Below are 16411 nucleotides of genomic sequence, written 5' to 3' on the forward strand. Positions count from 1 at the left end.
GTTATGCAGTTTTTTATGTAGAAATTATTTAGCAAGCCCGTTCTGAAAGGCATAGACAACGGCTTGTGTGCGATCTTGAACCTCAAGCTTTGCTAGAATATTGCTTACATGTGTTTTCACAGTTTTTAAAGCAATATATAGCTCGTCAGCAATTTCCTGATTGGCTTTACCCTGTGCCATCAGCAATAAAACTTCCATTTCACGGTCAGTAAGGTGGTCGTAAAGGGGTGTATTATTGCCGTGGCGCATACGGTGCATCATTTTAGATGTAACTTCTGGCTCTAATACCGTTTCGCCACCCATTGTTTTACGAATGGCTTCTGCAATTTGTTTAGCATTAGATGTTTTTAATATATAACTCACTGCCCCTGCCTCTAAAGCAGGGTAGACTTTGTCATCATCTAAAAAGCTAGTCACCATCATGATTTTTGCCTCGGGCCATGCGGCTAAAATTTCTGCTGTTGCCTCAGCACCAGTCATAATGGGCATAACATTATCCATTAAAATAATATCAGGCTTTAGGGCAAGGGCACGCTCAACTGCTTCTTGCCCGTTTTCAGCCTCTCCCACAACTGTAATATCTGGCTGTGCGGATAAGTACGCCGAAACGCCGATACGCACCATTTCATGATCATCCACTATGAGCACTTGTATCATTGTCATTGACCTCCTCTTTATGTAGTGGAATTTTAACTTCGACAATCGTTCCTTCTTCAGGGACTGACACAATTTTATATGTGCAGCCAATTTCAACAGCTCGTTCAGCAATATTTTGCAAGCCGTAAGAAGTGGATTTATCTGCCTCTACATCAAAGCCTAAACCATTATCTTGAATGCGTAAAATGGCTAAGTCATCTCGTGCAACAAGCAACAATTCAACCTCACTTGCTTTGGCATGTCGAAGTGTATTAGAGAGGGCTTCCTGGGCAATGCGGAATAGGTGATCTTCTTCTGCTTTCGTTAATGCCATTTCTTCTAGCTCATATTCAATATGGAAGTAAACCTTTTGCTGAAGCTCGATAATTAATTCCTCTAAGCCTTGGGCAAGTGTTTTATTGCGAAGTGCAACAGGTCGCAAGTGTAATAATAATGCACGCATTTCGAGCTGTGCTTGCTGAACTATTTTTTCCACTTGCTTTAAGCTAGTCGCATTTTCGTCATTTTCCGTTAAAGCAGAAAGCAACATGGAGGCTGCAAATAATTGCTGCGACACAGAATCATGTAATTCTCTAGCCAGACGCTGACGTTCAGCAATGATACGTTCCTGTATAATTTTGTCATGAGCTTCTGCACGTTCATTGGATAAGCGCTGTAGACTTTTACGCTGTGTATCTATTAATTCACTTGTTTGCACAAGTGCTTTTTTTAATGGTTTCGGAAGGGCTTGCTTTTTAGAAAGCACAAAATCAGGTTCGATTAACTGCTTTATAATTTTCGTTGCTTGAGCTTCTCGGGCACGAGCAGTCATACTAATCCAACTGGTAAAAAGGAAGCTAAGAGCAAATAGGCTGACTACAATAATTCCGCCGAGAGGAAAATTATCATAATTTTGTCGCCATAAAGGTTCCCAAGTTTTCTCATCAGGATTTCCCCATACTGCAACAAGCAATCCGAATGTAGCACTCATTAAAATGAATAATAAGGTAAATAATCTTGAGATAAAGGCAATCATTTACGCAGCACCTCCAAATCTCCAAGCCATGTTGCAACATGAATAATTAAAATGCGTTTTGCATCCTCAGGATTTCCATCAGAAAAGCTAACACTTTCATTTAAAATACGTTGTGGACCCACATGTAAGCAAGTAAGCTCACCAAATAGGGTCGTATAGTGTATACGAAAAGGTATTTCATACGGGATATAGATTTGAACTTTACCAATCCCTTGACGAATCGTAATTAGACTTGTGCCAGCAGGCAAAATCGTTTGAGTTGTATCAACTGTGATATCTCCTGCTAAACGTTGAATTTGCACATCTTGCCATTTGTATGCTTCTGTTGGTGCTGGTATGGTGCCAATTAAGTCATTTTTCGAGGTAGATAGTTTTTCAAAAAGCTCAGCACCAACTATTTTTGGTTCATTTTCTCGTTGTAAGTATTGATAAAGCATATATAAGAGCATAATGACAATGAATAGACGGAGGCTCCACATTGTGAATAATGCAATCGCAATGAAGAATATGCCGGTCCATTTAAAAAAGCGGACTTTTTTAGCAAAGCTTAAATAAAGCAGTACGGCCCCAATCAATAAACAAAAGGCGCCACCATTATTAAAAATAGTAAGCTCCATAAAAACGAGTAAAAAGAAGCATAGTACCCAAAATGTGAGCTTATTTGTAGTGAAATTTTGCAAGAGGGTCACCCTTCTTTCTACTAATAGTATAAAAGAGGGAATGGGACCCTCTGTTTTAAACGTGAAAGAATGCGCCGGTTAGAGTTGGCGCATTGCTTCCATTATAACATGTTATTTATTTTCAATTAGCAGTGGAGAGCTTTGCTCTGAAGCTTTTTTTTCTAATTGTGCCAATCTTGCTTCAAATGTTGTAACTTCATGATCTTTGTCAATTTGATAAGCCAATTTATCAATATAAGCTTCCAAATCTTCAAAATTTGTTTTATTGTTTTTGGCTATCATACCATCCATTTGATGATGGGCACGAGTGACATTTTCTTTGCCCATTAACTGTAATTGACGAACTTTCATGTCTTTAATTTTATGTTTCATTGTTTCAAATTTACGCTCTAGCTCGAAATATTCACGTGTACTTGCTTCGATACTTGCCTGTAATGTATGATTACGGGCAGTGTAAGCTGTCACTTCATCTGTTGCAAAATCAATTAAATCTTGCTCGCCACTAGTTTGTGCTAATGTCAGTTGAGATTCACGTTTAGCAAGTAAATCTGCATTTTGTTGATATTCTTGCTCAAGCTTTTCTTTTAATTGTCCTTGACGTTCTAATAATTTACCTGTTTCTTCTGTTTGTTTTTCAGCTTCACGGATGTACTGGTTTAACATAGCAATTGGATTTTTTTGTTCCTTCTTATCAAATAACTGATGTAAGTCTGCCTCTACTGTATATCTAAAACGTTGAAATAAATTCATATTCATTCTCTCCTTTTATTTTGTTAAATTTGACCATTCTTTTTCGAAGTTTGTAAATGGGTCTTCTTCTTTTTTACTTTCAATTGTTGGGATTTTTACATCTTCGCCATTCCATTTTTTATAAATGACATAGACAATTGCGATTGCTGCAAGACCAATCATTGCAGGAATGTTCGATACTGCTGATAGGATACCGATTAGACCAACCGCGAACCAAAAGATTTTACCGAAATTAGACTTGCTCGCCATGTAAAAATGCATCCCTAGTGCTACAAATAATCCGGAGAATAGTAAGCCTGCCAATGGTCCGATTAAGGCTAGTGCAACACATGCTGCGATAACGCCTCCAGTTAATAAAAGAAATTTTCTCATTTGTTTTAGCTCCTTTCGTTTGTACCTTTATGTTACCGATTTACAAGATTGTCTAAAACGGACTCGAAATTGATTTTCTACTAGGTCTTGAGGCTGAGAACTATCTAGGCTGCAATAAAAGTGGGTTTTTGATGTACACAATGAGTGTATCTTGCTTGTTTTCATTGAAAAATAGCAGTTCATTTTAAGAGCTAATTATCATCTGCCATAAAGTAATTTTTAGATCCTAAACTAGAAGCTTTTCGACAAAAATAGAAGATGAAACCTTCCTCCGTTTGACAAATTAACAAGATGGGATGAGCTATACTTATGGAAAATAAACTGAGCGAAGGAGGATTTCTGGTGAGAACCTATTCCATATATAAGATAAAAGAAGAGCATTTAACGTTTATTTTTGGCAGAGAGCGAAAGTTGTTAGAGATGATGCAAGGCTGTGAAGACGCCAATGAGAAATCCTTAAAAGAGCTTGCGTATATATGTGAATCCGTTCGTTTTGATGAAATAGCAGCAATGTTGGAGCATCAACTTGATTCCAAATATGCACATTTAGAAAGAGCTCGTAATGCTTTGTTTTTAGAACATCCGATAAAAGGCAAAATGGCTATTTATTTAGTGGATCGTAAGATTTGTGTTTATTGTGAGGGTTCACGAATGCTAGATTTAGATTTATTTCAAATGCTTGCCAAAATGAGTGAACGATTCATTGCTTTCAATAAACAAGATAATGAATGTGGGTGGTTGAAACCTATGAAGTATACAATGCACTAGGAAAATTCACTACAATATATAGTAACATGCTATCATTTGGTGTATAATGGAGCGTGGAGAGTTTTTTCTCGGTATATTGTAGTGGAGGAGGTTGGTTGTATGCCTACATGGGGCTGGATTATTATCGTAATTATCGCATTAGCAGCGGGAGCGGCACTTGGTTTCTATTTCGCTCGTCAAGCTATGATGAAATATTTAAAAGAAAACCCACCTATTAATGAGCAAATGATTCGTATGATGATGGCACAAATGGGTCGTACGCCGTCTGAAAAGCAAGTACGTCAAATGATGGCACAAATGAATAAATTCCAAAAATAATTGGAATTTTTAAGGAGCAGCTGGTTAAGGTAACTGGTTGCTTTTTACATGGACTCATAAAAGGGGATGTCTCAAAATGGTTGAGACATCCCCTTGTTTTTAATGAAGAGAAGCATTCAGCCAGTTAATTGCACTATGTACAACAACAGCTACACCTAACGGTAGAACACCCTTATCTAAAATAATATTGGGATTATGAAGTGAATAGTTTTGATTTCCTAAACCGTTCGATCCAGCCCACATAAACATCGTTGGTACACGCTGGCTAATATAAGAGAAATCTTCTGTACCAGCTAAAGGTTCTTCGTCTATCTGTAAGTTTTCCTCACCGACAATTTCTTTGACAAAAGGGGCGACTAATGTACAAAGATCTATATTATTATAAAGTGAAGGTGTTGAAATGGTGTGAAGGTCATATGTGCCTCGCATCAATAATTTCTGGAATGCGTTTAAATAGCTACGATCCACCAGCCATAAAAGATCCCTTTATTTTTTTGCTTGTTCATAGTTTGTTTCCCTCCGATTTCTACTTTAATTACTGAGAATGAAGCTCTCACTTAGGCAGAAAGAATTCGTTTTCATTAATGACTATGTCATCGACCCAATTCATAACGTTCCATCCATCAAACGAGATGCTCGTCCTCAATGGATTCTGAAATTTTCCAATTCAAATAATGAATATGGCTCCATTTTCCTTCTCATATAACGCTTACGAGGTTAACTGTCGGATTGGGACCTTTGAGTAGCCCTACCTAAAAAGGATTCACCCCTTGGATTTTCTAATGATCTGTAAATATTTGATTTCCTTGTCTCAACTGGCTTCAGCGATTTAGAAATTTGAAACTGACTATGAAATTCTTTAACAAAAGGCTGTAAAAATTTTTTTTACAAAGCAATTTCTTATGTTAGTAAGATGTGTAGCAGTCTTTTAGAAACAAGAATGAAAAAATTTTTAACTCTATTCGTTTGAAATATTCTATGAAAACATAAAAAAACTAGCAATTTAAAATATTCCCACTAATTTTAGAAAAACTAGCTATAATAAATAGTATTCATAGAAAAGGAGCTGTTAAATATGGAACGCGAAAAGACAAATGTAGAAAGCTTTGATCTAGATCATACAAAAGTAAAAGCCCCGTATGTTCGGTTAGCGGGAGTTAAAGCAGGGAAAAATGGCGATGAAGTGTACAAATATGATATTCGCTTGAAGCAACCTAATAAAGAGCATATGGAAATGCCAGCTTTGCATTCCTTAGAGCATTTATCTGCGGATATCATTCGTAATTATTCTGACCATATCGTTGATTTCAGTCCAATGGGTTGCCAGACAGGCTTCTATGTATCCCTTATTAATCATGAAGATTATGAGGACCTATTAACTATTTTAGAAAAAACATTTACTGACGTGACAAAGGCGACAGCAGTGCCTGCATGTAATGAGGTACAATGTGGCTGGGCTGCGAGTCATAGCTTAGAAGGAGCACAAGCATTAGCGAAGGAATTTTTAGCGAAACGAGAGGAATGGCATATCGTTTTTGAAGAATAAATATGGAAAAAAAACCTTGCGGGAATAATAAAAGCAAGGTTTTTATTTGCGTTAAAAATGGAATGGAATGACATTGGAGGAGGAAGAATCCCGATTTATTTTTTGGTAAATAAAACTTTCTAAAAAATCATGAATTAAATCTTCGTATTCATCCATATTTTCATTAAAGGATTGGGCATGTGCCCCAGTATCAAATAGCTTTAATTTTTTAGGACCTACTTTTTTATTGTAAAGATCTAGTGACATGGACGCTGGAATAAATGAATCAGGGATACTATGGATAAAAAGTACAGGTTTTTCAATATGGGTCACTGCTTCGGCGGGGGTCACACTTTTGAAGGAGTAGCCGTCCCGGAGGCGGACAAAGAAATCGGCAAAACGAATGGGAATAATAGAGCCATATTTAAATTCAGTTTTGGCAATTTGCTTGAGCAACATGGAAAAATCGGAGAATGCACAATCAGAAATATAAAAATCAGCATCATCTTCAACCGTACCTGCATAAAGTAACATTGTTGCTGCACCCATAGATTCTCCATGAATACCTAGTATTGCATCTTCACCAATCATGGCTTTCACTGTATTGACTACTGCATCAAGATCATTTTTTTCATAGTGGCCATAACTAGTTGTTTTGCCACCAGATTCGCCATGACGGCGATGGTCAAAGATGACTGAATTATAGCCAAGCCTTTCAAATAGCCGAGCGTATTTAACGGAATTTATTTTATTTTCGGTAACACCGTGACATATGATGATCGTGTTATTGGTTTGCAACGGCTGAAGCATAATTCCTCGAATCGTATAACCATTAGGAGAATCAATATTTAATTCGCATTTCAAGTTTTTATTGTACCAAGCCTCATCAAAGCGTTTGGCTGTCGTTTCTCGTTCACGAACAAATTCAGGATCTTTTTGTTGAATATACATTAATTTATTGGAAAGCGCGAAGCCGAACAGACCAGTAGCTGCTGCGGCAAGCGTTGTTGTAATACCAGAGAATAAAAGCATCTTCTTTTTCATCATAAAACACCTCCACATGCTGTTTCTTATTTGTAATGTTCCCAACTGAGATTGTTTAAAACACGTCAACATTTTACAATAACTTTGGCAAAACTGCGATTATTTCTATTATCGAAAATCGTCAAAATATTTGTTAAAATATACATATCTGCTAGTAGCATATGCAGCAGTGTTGATTTTTGAACGGGGAAAAGGGGAGAATGGACATGATAAATGAGGTAGTAATCGTGAGTGCTGTACGAACAGCTATAGGCTCATTTCAGGGGACATTAAAAGACGTACCAGCTGTAACTTTAGGTAGCATTGTTATTAAGGACGCTTTAGCGCGTGCAGGAGTAGCTGGGGAACAAGTCGATGAAGTCATTATGGGGAATGTGTTATCGGCTGGTCTTGGACAAAATCCAGCTCGTCAGGCAGCGATACAGGCTGGCTTACCACATGAAGTATCAGCATTAACAATTAATAAAGTATGTGGATCAGGTTTAAAGGCTGTGCATTTAGCAACGCAAGCTATTTTAGCAGGTGATGCTGATATTGTCGTGGCTGGTGGCTTTGAAAATATGAGCCAGGCACCTTATGTTTTAAAAAATGCGCGTGAAGGCTTCCGAATGGGCGATCAAAAGGTAGTGGATACTATGATTCATGATGGTCTATGGTGTGCTTTTAATGATTATCATATGGGAATTACAGCTGAAAATTTATGTGATAAGTATGAAATTTCAAGAGAAGAACAGGATGCTTTTGCAGCTCGTTCTCAGCAACGCGCAGAGGCAGCAATTGCAGCAGGCAAATTTGAAAATGAAATCGTCGCTGTTGAGATTCCACAGCGTAAGGGAGAGCCTATTGTATTCGCCAAGGATGAATTTCCACGTGCAGGTGTAACAGAGGAATCTCTAGGTAAGCTACGTCCCGCATTTAAAAAAGATGGCTCCGTAACAGCGGCGAATGCTTCAGGCATTAACGATGGGGCAGCGGCAGTTGTTGTGATGTCGAAGAAAAAGGCACAAGAGCTTGGTATTCAACCAATGGCGATTATTTCAGCCAATGCAAGCGCAGGAGTAGATCCTGCAATTATGGGAACTGGTCCAGTTATAGCAGTACAAAAAGCACTGGCAAAGGCAGCAGCAACATTAGATGAAATAGATGTAATTGAAGCAAATGAAGCATTTGCAGCACAATCGATTGCTGTTGATCGTGAATTACGCTTTAATCATGATAAACTAAATGTCAACGGGGGCGCGATTGCTCTTGGTCATCCGATCGGTGCAAGTGGTGCTCGTATTTTGGTCACACTCTTACATGAGATGGAAAAGCGTGATGCGAAAATGGGCTTAGCCACGTTATGTATCGGTGGTGGTCAAGGGGTAGCTACAGTAGTGAAGCGTCCTTGATGTCAATAAGAAGGTGAATGAAATGGGAAAGAAACGAAAACAACAACAACAGACAAGCAATAGCATGACAGCGAGCTTGCCAAAGCAGGAGGCAGTCACATTAGCAGACCAGCTAGGTGGCGATGTGTTAGCTAAATTAAAAGCGGCAAAGCAAGATTTAACCGTGAAAGAACAGGCGGCAGAAGAAGAGCGCCAAGCAAAACTAGCTTTTGAACGTAAGCAACGAGAAAAAAATAAATCGTTTGAAGAATTATTAAACGAGTATGGCGATAAAGGCACGAAATATTAATAAGGAAACAGTGAATTCGCGCATGTGGGTTCACTGTTTTTGGATAACCAAAAAAGTCGATATTCTATAAGTAACAAATCATGATGTGGGAGACGCTGCCAATAACATATACCTTATTATAGTTTAGTAAATAGATTAAATTATGATAGGAGAACAATGATGTTTGAATTATATTCTAAAAGATTAAGATTAATTCCTTTAAATGCTAAGTATTTACAATTGCTAATAGAGCATGAGAATGATTTAGCAGTTGAATTCTCTTTACATAAGCTAGAGGGGATTATTGATGATGAGCTAAAACAGGCATTGAACTATAGACGCTCCAAAGATTTGGAAGATGAAGAAAATTATATTTGGCATACGAATTGGATGATTGTATGTAAAGAACAGAATTGTGCTATTGGGGGCATTATGCTAAAAGGGATGCCAAATGAGAGGCAGGAAGTGGTGATTGGTTATTATACCTTTCCTAGTTTTCAAGGACGTGGTTATATGACAGAAACCATTATAACAATGATAAACTGGCTACATCATCAACCAAATGTTCAGTATATTATTGCAGATACAGAAAAAGATAATTTCGCTTCGCATCGAGTTTTAGAAAAAGCAGGGGCTACCTTATATAAAGAAACGGAGTCTCTTTATTATTGGAGATTTCTATAAGGATTATATATGTAAGACAAAAGGCTAGTATAGTGCCTTTTGTCTTTTATTTTTCAACAATTTCCTGAAGACCACAACGACACCAACAAAAACAATGGCTCCAGCTGTATCAACAAGCACATCTTGACCGCTCATTGTGCGACCTGGTGTAAAGCTTTGACGAAATTCATCAAGCATAGCAATTAAAGCCGTTCCAGCAATAGCAATAGTTGCTGCAAAACGGCGTTTTCCCCATGCAAAGTACAAACCGAGCGCAATGCATCCAAAACCGATAAAATGTGTAAGTTTACGAATTAAAAATTCAACAAATGGAAAATAACCACGTTCTTCAACTGATACGACTGTGTCCCAATAAGGGATTTTTAAAACGGATAGTTGTTTTTCAAAAGGTTTATTAGCTAATAAATCTTTAAGCTTTGGTAAAATACTTTGTTGTTCGTAAGTCATGCTCGAGGAAATGATAAGCACAACAAGACAGATGATGAAGATTAACCACTTTTTCATCGATGTTCTACATATTGTTCATTTTTCGTTAACGTATTTGCTGCTTCAAAATTGGTTATAGCAGCCGTATTTTCATAGGCAGAGAGGGTCTGTGCTAGTTGCTCCTGTGAGCTTGCTCCAATCACTGTAGAAGCGATTGCTGACTCTTTTAAATTAAAGGCTAGTGCCAATGCATGTAAGTCATTATACTGTGAAGCTAAGTTTGTTAACGTTGTTGTTAACTCTTCTGAAGAATAGGTGTTAAAACCGTTTACTCGTTGAAGACGTTGCTGCCAGCTATTTGTTAATAAGCCCTTTGCCACTGTGCCGCGAGTTACAACAGAAGCACCTTCGTTCGCAATAAAGTCAAACCACTCTTCGGGGCGACGATCTAATGCACTATATTGCATCATGACACTTTTAGCAGAGCTTGTAGGTAAAAAACGTTGTAACACATTTGGACGAATCGAGGAAATGCCATATTCACGGATAAGTCCTTCTCTTTTCAGGCTCTCAAAAGTGTCGATAATACCATCCCAGTCATCTTCGATTGTACCACCGTGTAACTGATAAACATCGATGTAGTCCGTTCCTAACCGTTTCAAACTAGCATGAAGAGCTTGTTTTATATAAGATGGCGAAGCATCCCATTGCCAGCCTTGCACACCTTCAGTCCAACGATTACCTACCTTCGTGGCAAGGATAATCTCTTGACGACGCTTTCCTAATGCCGCGCCAATAATCTCCTCATTAGCCCCTAAATCATATAAATCGGCAGTATCTATATAATTTATGCCCGCATCTAATGCCATATCGACAATAGGAGCTCCTTGCTCTTTATCTGTCGAAAGTGACATGCCTCCTAAACTAATTTCAGAAATGAATAATTCACTAGTGCCAAGCTTCCTCTTTTTCATGAAACGACCTCCTTCGATTTCTTTACTTGTAATGGTACAATGAACATATCTGAAGGACAAGCGAGGTTATCGTCTATGAAAAAGTTTGAGGAAAAAACGACAAAAACGACACCAATCTATGACGGAAGAATTGTAAAACTACAAGTTTATGATGTCATGTTGCCAAATGGTCAGGTTGCAAAGCGCGAAATTATTAAGCATCCCGGAGCGGTTGCGGTAATTGCTGTGACAGATGAGGGTAAATTAGTGTTAGTGGAACAATATCGTAAGGCACTTGAACGTTCTATTGTTGAAATTCCAGCAGGGAAACTTGAACCTGGTGAAGAACCAGCAATGACAGCTCGCCGTGAATTAGAGGAAGAGACAGGCTACGGCGCGCACAGCCTTACATATTTACAAACATTTGCAACGTCGCCGGGATTTGCAGACGAGGTCATTCATCTATATGTAGCGAAGGATTTGTATATCATCGACAATAAAGCAGCATTAGATGAGGATGAGTTTGTCGAACTTTTAGAAGTTTCGTTGGAAGTAGCACAATCAATGGTCGCAGATCAACGTATATTTGATGCTAAAACTGCATTTGCTGTACTTTGGCTTGCTGCCCATTTAGAAAATAATCTTTAGCATAATAGAGACGGACGAGCATAAGCTGTACAAACCTTGATAGAAAAGGAGCATGTTTATGTCTCGTACGGTGTCTATATTTTATCACGCTTCCATCATTGCCGTTAGCTTTGTTTGTGGCGTTATTTTCTTTCATATTTTTGGTGGACCGAAAGCGGAACCGTTTATTTTATTTATAGAACCTCGTTTAGCCGATGGGGACAGGCATTCGATTTTTCGTTTAGTGCTTCCTGTCGCCATTTCCATAGGTCTTGTATTATTACTAGCAACTCACAGTGTTTTAAAAGTTTTAGTACGTGTAACTGTAGCGATGCGTGCCACTTTTTTTGGCTTTAGTTCTGTTTTTTTATTACAAAAACTTGAAGCTTTTTGGCTTTATACGATTTGGTGGTTTCCATTTCAGCTTATCTATTGTATATTGTTGCTAGTCCTATGCAATTTACTTGTACCTGCTTGGTCAAAGCGAAAAATCGGGAAACAAGTATCTGGTCGGACAATTTTGTTGAATTTTATCGCATTTTTCATCATAATAGTTGCTGAGTTTATTGTTGTTTCTTATGTGTTAAAATGATGGGTTTAATAGACAGACATTGTGATCAGATAAAAAAGTAGAACATGTTAGAAATCTATTCACTATCTTGTAATAGGATTTACTCCTTTGGTATAATGGAAAGAGTTTAGGGGGGCGTCACATGGAGAGCCGAATTGATCGTATAAAAAAACAGTTGCATAGTGCTAGTTACAAGCTGACGCCGCAGCGAGAAGCAACAGTTGCTGTCTTGCTTGAGCACGAAGAAGACCACCTAAGTGCTGAGGATGTATATCTTTTAGTAAAAGAAAAAGCACCAGAGATCGGTCTAGCTACTGTTTATAGAACGTTAGAATTATTAACTGAGCTCAAAATTGTCGACAAAATCAACTTTGGCGATGGCGTGTCGCGCTATGACCTACGCCAAGAGGGAGCTGCCCATTTCCACCATCATCTAGTTTGTATTGAATGTGGAGCTGTTGATGAGATTCAAGAAGATTTACTTGAAGATGTGGAAGCCGTTGTTGAAAAGCGTTGGAACTTTATCATAAAGGATCACCGACTAACTTTCCACGGTATATGCTGGCGCTGTCATGATAAAAACGACGAATCGAATGAAGAAAATTAACGAAAAGCTGTCTGTTTTAATCTCTGTTATAGATTAAATCGGGCAGTTTTTTGTTTTTTTATGAAATAATAAATCCTTATTTCCGTTGGTTTATGTCGAAAGGAGGAGGCTTTAGCACATTTCTAATAGCCATGCTAAAATAGAAAATAATTGACAGTAAGGGGGCGTTGTGATGAATGAATTTCAATATGCAGTAGAGGATTATATCCATTTTATCCAAGTGGAACGGCAGTTATCTGTTAATACATTAGCATCCTATCGCCGAGATTTAGAAAGCTATGTGAATTTTTTGCAAAATGCAGAAGGCATGGCTGATTTTAATCGTGTAGAAAGAACGACTATACTACGACATTTAGAGCAACTACGTGCACAAGGGAAGACAAGCCGTACGATTGCTCGCCATATTTCATCTATTCGTAGTTTCCACCAATTTTTACTCCGAGAAAAGCGTGCTGAATCAGATCCAACAGTACACTTAGAAATGCCGACAATTGAGCAAAAATTACCGAATATTTTATCTATAGAAGAAATTGAAGCCTTATTGACAGCGCCCAATCGAAGTAAGCCACAAGGTATCCGTGATTTAGCGATGCTTGAATTATTATATGGCTCAGGTATGCGAATCAGTGAGCTTATTGCTTTAGATTTAGCTGATATTCATTTAACAATGGGCTTTGTTCGGGTGTTTGGGAAGGGTGGAAAAGAAAGAATCATTCCTCTTGGCAAAAGCGCGTTATCAGCCATAAGCACCTATTTAAACAATGCTCGTGGTCAATTACAGGGAAAATATCCAAAAACTGATGCGTTTTTTATTAATCAAAGAGGGAAACGTTTAACAAGACAAGGTTGTTGGAAATTAATGAAGGAGCATGCTTTAAAAGCTGGCATCCAACATGAGTTAACACCCCATACATTGCGTCACTCTTTTGCTACTCATTTAGTCGAAAATGGGGCTGACTTACGCGCCGTACAAGAGATGCTAGGTCATGCAGATATTTCAACAACGCAAATATACACACATATTAGCAAAACAAGATTATCGGAAGTATATAAGCAATTTCATCCCCGCGCTTAAAAATTTCAGAAAATTTTTTTCGGGTCGGATGTCTGACCTTTATTTTTCGCATTTTTTTGGTAAAATAGAGTCATGAGATTGGAGGCAATAAGAATGAATAAACCGTTTAACAAAATCCATGTAGTTGTGATGGACTCTGTAGGAATTGGTGAAGCGCCAGATGCTGCAAATTTTGGCGATGTAGGATCACATACATTAGGACACATCGCTGAAAAAATGAATGGGCTTACAATGCCAGTAATGGAGTCAATGGGTTTAGCAAATATTGAGCCGCTGCAAGGTATGCAAGCGACAAATGAGCCGAAAGCATACTATGGAAAAATGCAAGAAGCTTCTGTCGGAAAAGATACGATGACAGGTCATTGGGAAATTATGGGATTGAATATTGATAAGCCTTTTAAAGTGTATCCGGATGGATTTCCTGCAGAGTTGATTGCTGAGCTAGAAAAACGTACGGGGCGTAAAGTACTTTGCAATCAACCGGCAAGTGGTACGCAGGTTATAGAAGACTTCGGTAAAGAGCATATGGAAACAGGAGCAATTATTGTCTATACATCAGCTGATCCAGTTTTACAGATTGCTGCACACGAGGAAATCATACCCTTAGATGAATTATATAAAATCTGTGAAATTGCACGTGAATTAACATTACAGCCTGAATATTTAGTGGGTCGCGTAATCGCACGTCCATTTATAGGTACTCCAGGGGACTTCTCTCGTACTTCAAATCGACATGACTATGCGTTAAAGCCATTCGGTCGTACAACGATGAATGTTTTGAAAGATGCAGGCTTAGATGTAATTGCAATTGGTAAAATCTCTGATATTTTCAACGGTGAAGGTGTCACAGATGCTGTACGTACTAAAAATAATACGGATGGAATGGACAAATTTGCTGAAGTTGTCCGCCGTGATTTCCATGGAATGAGCTTCTTAAACTTAGTAGACTTTGATGCTAATTTTGGACACCGCCGTGATCCACTAGGCTACGGACAAGCCCTAGAAGAATTCGATGCACGACTACCAGAAATTACGAGTGCAATGTCAGAGGATGATTTATTAATTATTACAGCAGACCACGGGAATGACCCGACCTTCCATGGCACAGATCATACACGTGAATATGTACCGTTAATTGTCTATTCTCCACGTTTTAATGGTGGAGCTGAATTAGAGCTTCGTGACACTTTTGCAGATATTGCAGCTACAGTGGCTGAGAACTTCCAAGTAGAGGCCCCAGCATTCGGCAAGAGTTTCTTACGAGAATTGAAATAAGGGGGATTTTCGAATGAATATGGTGCAATTGTTTGAAAAGAAAAAACAAGGATTAGAGCTCTCACAGGCTGACATTCAGTATTTTGTAGATGGCTATACGACAGGTTCGATTCCTGATTATCAAGCAAGCTCACTGTTGATGGCGATTCGACTTTTAGGAATGTCTGATGATGAAACGTTTTATTTAACAAAAGCAATGATTGAATCAGGTGATGTCATTGATTTAACGTCTATTGATGGTTTTAAAATTGATAAACACTCAACAGGTGGCGTTGGAGATAAAGTAACACTTGTGGTCACACCTATTATTGCATCTCTAGGAATTCCAGTAGCTAAGTTTAGTGGTAAAGGTCTAGGTATTACAGGTGGTACAATCGATAAATTAGAGTCAATCCAAGGCTTTAAAACAGAGCTTTCCTCACAGGAATTCATTGACAATGTCAATCGACATAAAATTGCAGTGGCTGGGCAAACAGGCAATCTTGTACCAGCCGACAAAAAGTTGTATGCATTAAGAGATGTGACAGGAACGGTCGATTCGATTCCATTAATTGCGGCATCCATTATGAGTAAAAAAATCGCTAGTGGTGCGGATGGTATTGTGCTAGATGTTAAATGTGGGTCAGGTGCGTTTATGAAAACGCAAGAAGAAGCTCAGCGATTAGCTGATACAATGACAGCGATTGGGGAAAAACTTGGGCGCAGAGTTGTTGCTCATATTAGTGATATGGATAATCCACTAGGTAAAATGATTGGCAACAAGCTTGAAGTATTGGAAGCCTATGCATTATTAAGTGGTCGTATGGAAGAAACACATGAGGATTTACTAGATGAATGTGTAGTTATTTCTTCTTTAATGTATCAAGTTGCCGCAGGTGTTGATGAAACGGAAGCGACTGCCGCTGTTAAGCGCGTACTGGCAGATGGTTCTGCCGCTGCTAAATTTGAGGAATTTATTGTTGCTCAAGGTGGGGACGTATCAGATATCGTACAAAATGAAACAGCCCATAAAGTTTCAGTAATGGCAGTGACAGAGGGTACTGTGGAAACAATTAATGCCCTTTTAGTTGGTGAAGCTAGTGTTAGTCTCGGTGCTGGACGTTTAACGAAGGAATCCGCGCTGGATTACGATGCAGGCATTCAGCTGATTGCTAAAAAGGGTGATCGTGTAAAAAATGGGGATATTATTGCTTATTTATATTCCAATAACCAAATCGATCAAGATACGATTCATAAAATACAGCAAGCTTATACAATTGCATAATGTTTTAATTGCGAGAGCTCTCACATACGAGGGTTCTCGCTTTTTTTATCGTTCCACCATTAAACCTATGAAATGTTTACATTTTCGTAGAAATTTCATATTGAGATAACAGCAGCTTGTTTAAAACACGTTCACTTATCC

At 38.4% G+C, this 16411-nt stretch carries 21 protein-coding genes and 1 riboswitch; of the genes, 12 read left to right on the forward strand and 9 right to left on the reverse strand.

Annotated features, from left to right (window positions below; translation table 11 throughout):
• Positions 1-24 precede the first annotated feature (24 nt).
• The 5 genes from KVT27_RS03010 to KVT27_RS03030 form a co-directional block, all read right to left on the reverse strand.
• Complete coding sequence (locus KVT27_RS03010) at positions 25-657, reverse strand: response regulator transcription factor (protein WP_008174684.1); 633 nt, start codon at positions 655-657, stop codon at positions 25-27.
• Positions 632-1672, reverse strand: a complete 1041-nt coding sequence (locus KVT27_RS03015) for a sensor histidine kinase (protein WP_036124243.1) — start codon at positions 1670-1672, stop codon at positions 632-634. Before KVT27_RS03015 ends, KVT27_RS03010 begins: the two co-directional genes overlap by 26 nt.
• The gene (gene liaF / locus KVT27_RS03020) at positions 1669-2352 is read right to left on the reverse strand and encodes a cell wall-active antibiotics response protein LiaF (protein WP_036124245.1); all 684 of its coding nucleotides are present in this window, start codon (positions 2350-2352) and stop codon (positions 1669-1671) included. Before liaF ends, KVT27_RS03015 begins: the two co-directional genes overlap by 4 nt.
• 111 nt (positions 2353-2463) lie before the next feature.
• Positions 2464-3102: a PspA/IM30 family protein gene (locus KVT27_RS03025; protein ID WP_217580649.1), complete on the reverse strand. Its 639-nt coding sequence runs from the start codon at positions 3100-3102 to the stop codon at positions 2464-2466.
• Positions 3103-3117: 15 nt separating this feature from the next.
• Positions 3118-3474 carry a lmo0954 family membrane protein gene (locus tag KVT27_RS03030; RefSeq protein ID WP_036124249.1) on the reverse strand — a complete coding sequence of 119 codons (357 nt, stop codon included), beginning with the start codon at positions 3472-3474 and terminating at the stop codon, positions 3118-3120.
• A 342-nt stretch (positions 3475-3816) separates the two neighbouring features.
• On the opposite strand from KVT27_RS03030, the gene sirA reads away from it, so the two are divergent.
• Together sirA and KVT27_RS03040 are read left to right on the forward strand one after the other, a co-directional pair.
• Positions 3817-4242 (forward strand): sporulation inhibitor of replication protein SirA, encoded by a 426-nt coding sequence (gene sirA / locus KVT27_RS03035; protein ID WP_025114054.1) that lies wholly within the window; start codon positions 3817-3819, stop codon positions 4240-4242.
• 99 nt (positions 4243-4341) lie between these two features.
• On the forward strand, positions 4342-4560 hold the full coding sequence (locus KVT27_RS03040) for a YneF family protein (protein ID WP_004232154.1): 219 nt from the start codon (positions 4342-4344) through the stop codon (positions 4558-4560).
• 99 nt (positions 4561-4659) lie between these two features.
• Here KVT27_RS03040 and KVT27_RS03045 read toward each other — a convergent pair whose 3' ends face one another.
• Positions 4660-5028 carry a M20/M25/M40 family metallo-hydrolase gene (locus KVT27_RS03045; RefSeq protein ID WP_217580651.1) on the reverse strand — a complete coding sequence of 123 codons (369 nt, stop codon included), beginning with the start codon at positions 5026-5028 and terminating at the stop codon, positions 4660-4662.
• 222 nt (positions 5029-5250) lie between these two features.
• A riboswitch (cyclic di-AMP (ydaO/yuaA leader) is annotated at positions 5251-5397 on the reverse strand.
• Between the two features lie 238 nt (positions 5398-5635).
• On the opposite strand from KVT27_RS03045, the gene KVT27_RS03050 reads away from it, so the two are divergent.
• Positions 5636-6106 (forward strand): S-ribosylhomocysteine lyase, encoded by a 471-nt coding sequence (locus tag KVT27_RS03050; protein WP_036124252.1) that lies wholly within the window; start codon positions 5636-5638, stop codon positions 6104-6106.
• A gap of 51 nt (positions 6107-6157) precedes the next feature.
• Here KVT27_RS03050 and KVT27_RS03055 read toward each other — a convergent pair whose 3' ends face one another.
• Entirely contained in the window at positions 6158-7129 is a 972-nt protein-coding gene (locus tag KVT27_RS03055; protein WP_217580653.1) for an alpha/beta hydrolase, read from the reverse strand.
• A 206-nt stretch (positions 7130-7335) separates the two neighbouring features.
• Here KVT27_RS03055 and KVT27_RS03060 point away from each other — a divergent pair, with 206 nt between their 5' ends.
• From KVT27_RS03060 to KVT27_RS03070, 3 genes are all read left to right on the forward strand, one after another.
• A complete protein-coding gene (locus tag KVT27_RS03060; RefSeq protein ID WP_144422598.1) occupies positions 7336-8520 on the forward strand; it encodes an acetyl-CoA C-acetyltransferase in 1185 nt (394 codons plus the stop codon).
• Between the two features lie 22 nt (positions 8521-8542).
• Positions 8543-8809 (forward strand): YqkE family protein, encoded by a 267-nt coding sequence (locus KVT27_RS03065; RefSeq protein WP_025114058.1) that lies wholly within the window; start codon positions 8543-8545, stop codon positions 8807-8809.
• 159 nt (positions 8810-8968) lie between these two features.
• A complete protein-coding gene (locus tag KVT27_RS03070; protein WP_217580655.1) occupies positions 8969-9472 on the forward strand; it encodes a GNAT family N-acetyltransferase in 504 nt (167 codons plus the stop codon).
• Positions 9473-9496: 24 nt separating this feature from the next.
• On the opposite strand, the gene KVT27_RS03075 is transcribed toward KVT27_RS03070, so the two are convergent.
• Complete coding sequence (locus KVT27_RS03075; RefSeq protein ID WP_036124258.1) at positions 9497-9976, reverse strand: VanZ family protein; 480 nt, start codon at positions 9974-9976, stop codon at positions 9497-9499.
• A complete protein-coding gene (locus KVT27_RS03080) occupies positions 9973-10872 on the reverse strand; it encodes an aldo/keto reductase (protein WP_217580657.1) in 900 nt (299 codons plus the stop codon). The genes KVT27_RS03075 and KVT27_RS03080 overlap by 4 nt, the downstream gene beginning before the upstream one ends.
• A gap of 75 nt (positions 10873-10947) precedes the next feature.
• Here KVT27_RS03080 and KVT27_RS03085 point away from each other — a divergent pair, with 75 nt between their 5' ends.
• From KVT27_RS03085 to KVT27_RS03110, 6 genes are all read left to right on the forward strand, one after another.
• Positions 10948-11499, forward strand: a complete 552-nt coding sequence (locus KVT27_RS03085) for an NUDIX domain-containing protein (RefSeq protein ID WP_217580659.1) — start codon at positions 10948-10950, stop codon at positions 11497-11499.
• A gap of 58 nt (positions 11500-11557) precedes the next feature.
• Positions 11558-12070 carry a hypothetical protein gene (locus KVT27_RS03090; protein WP_025114062.1) on the forward strand — a complete coding sequence of 171 codons (513 nt, stop codon included), beginning with the start codon at positions 11558-11560 and terminating at the stop codon, positions 12068-12070.
• Between the two features lie 121 nt (positions 12071-12191).
• Positions 12192-12656: a ferric iron uptake transcriptional regulator gene (gene fur, locus KVT27_RS03095; RefSeq protein WP_008174639.1), complete on the forward strand. Its 465-nt coding sequence runs from the start codon at positions 12192-12194 to the stop codon at positions 12654-12656.
• Between the two features lie 172 nt (positions 12657-12828).
• On the forward strand, positions 12829-13731 hold the full coding sequence (gene xerD, locus KVT27_RS03100; protein ID WP_008174638.1) for a site-specific tyrosine recombinase XerD: 903 nt from the start codon (positions 12829-12831) through the stop codon (positions 13729-13731).
• A 93-nt stretch (positions 13732-13824) separates the two neighbouring features.
• A complete protein-coding gene (deoB, locus tag KVT27_RS03105) occupies positions 13825-15006 on the forward strand; it encodes a phosphopentomutase (RefSeq protein ID WP_036124267.1) in 1182 nt (393 codons plus the stop codon).
• A gap of 13 nt (positions 15007-15019) precedes the next feature.
• Complete coding sequence (locus KVT27_RS03110; protein ID WP_217580661.1) at positions 15020-16270, forward strand: thymidine phosphorylase; 1251 nt, start codon at positions 15020-15022, stop codon at positions 16268-16270.
• The last annotated feature ends 141 nt before the right edge of the window (positions 16271-16411 follow it).

The sequence above is a fragment of the Lysinibacillus sp. GbtcB16 genome, assembly GCF_019091145.1.
In the GTDB taxonomy this organism is placed as follows: Bacteria; Bacillota; Bacilli; order Bacillales_A; family Planococcaceae; genus Lysinibacillus; species Lysinibacillus fusiformis.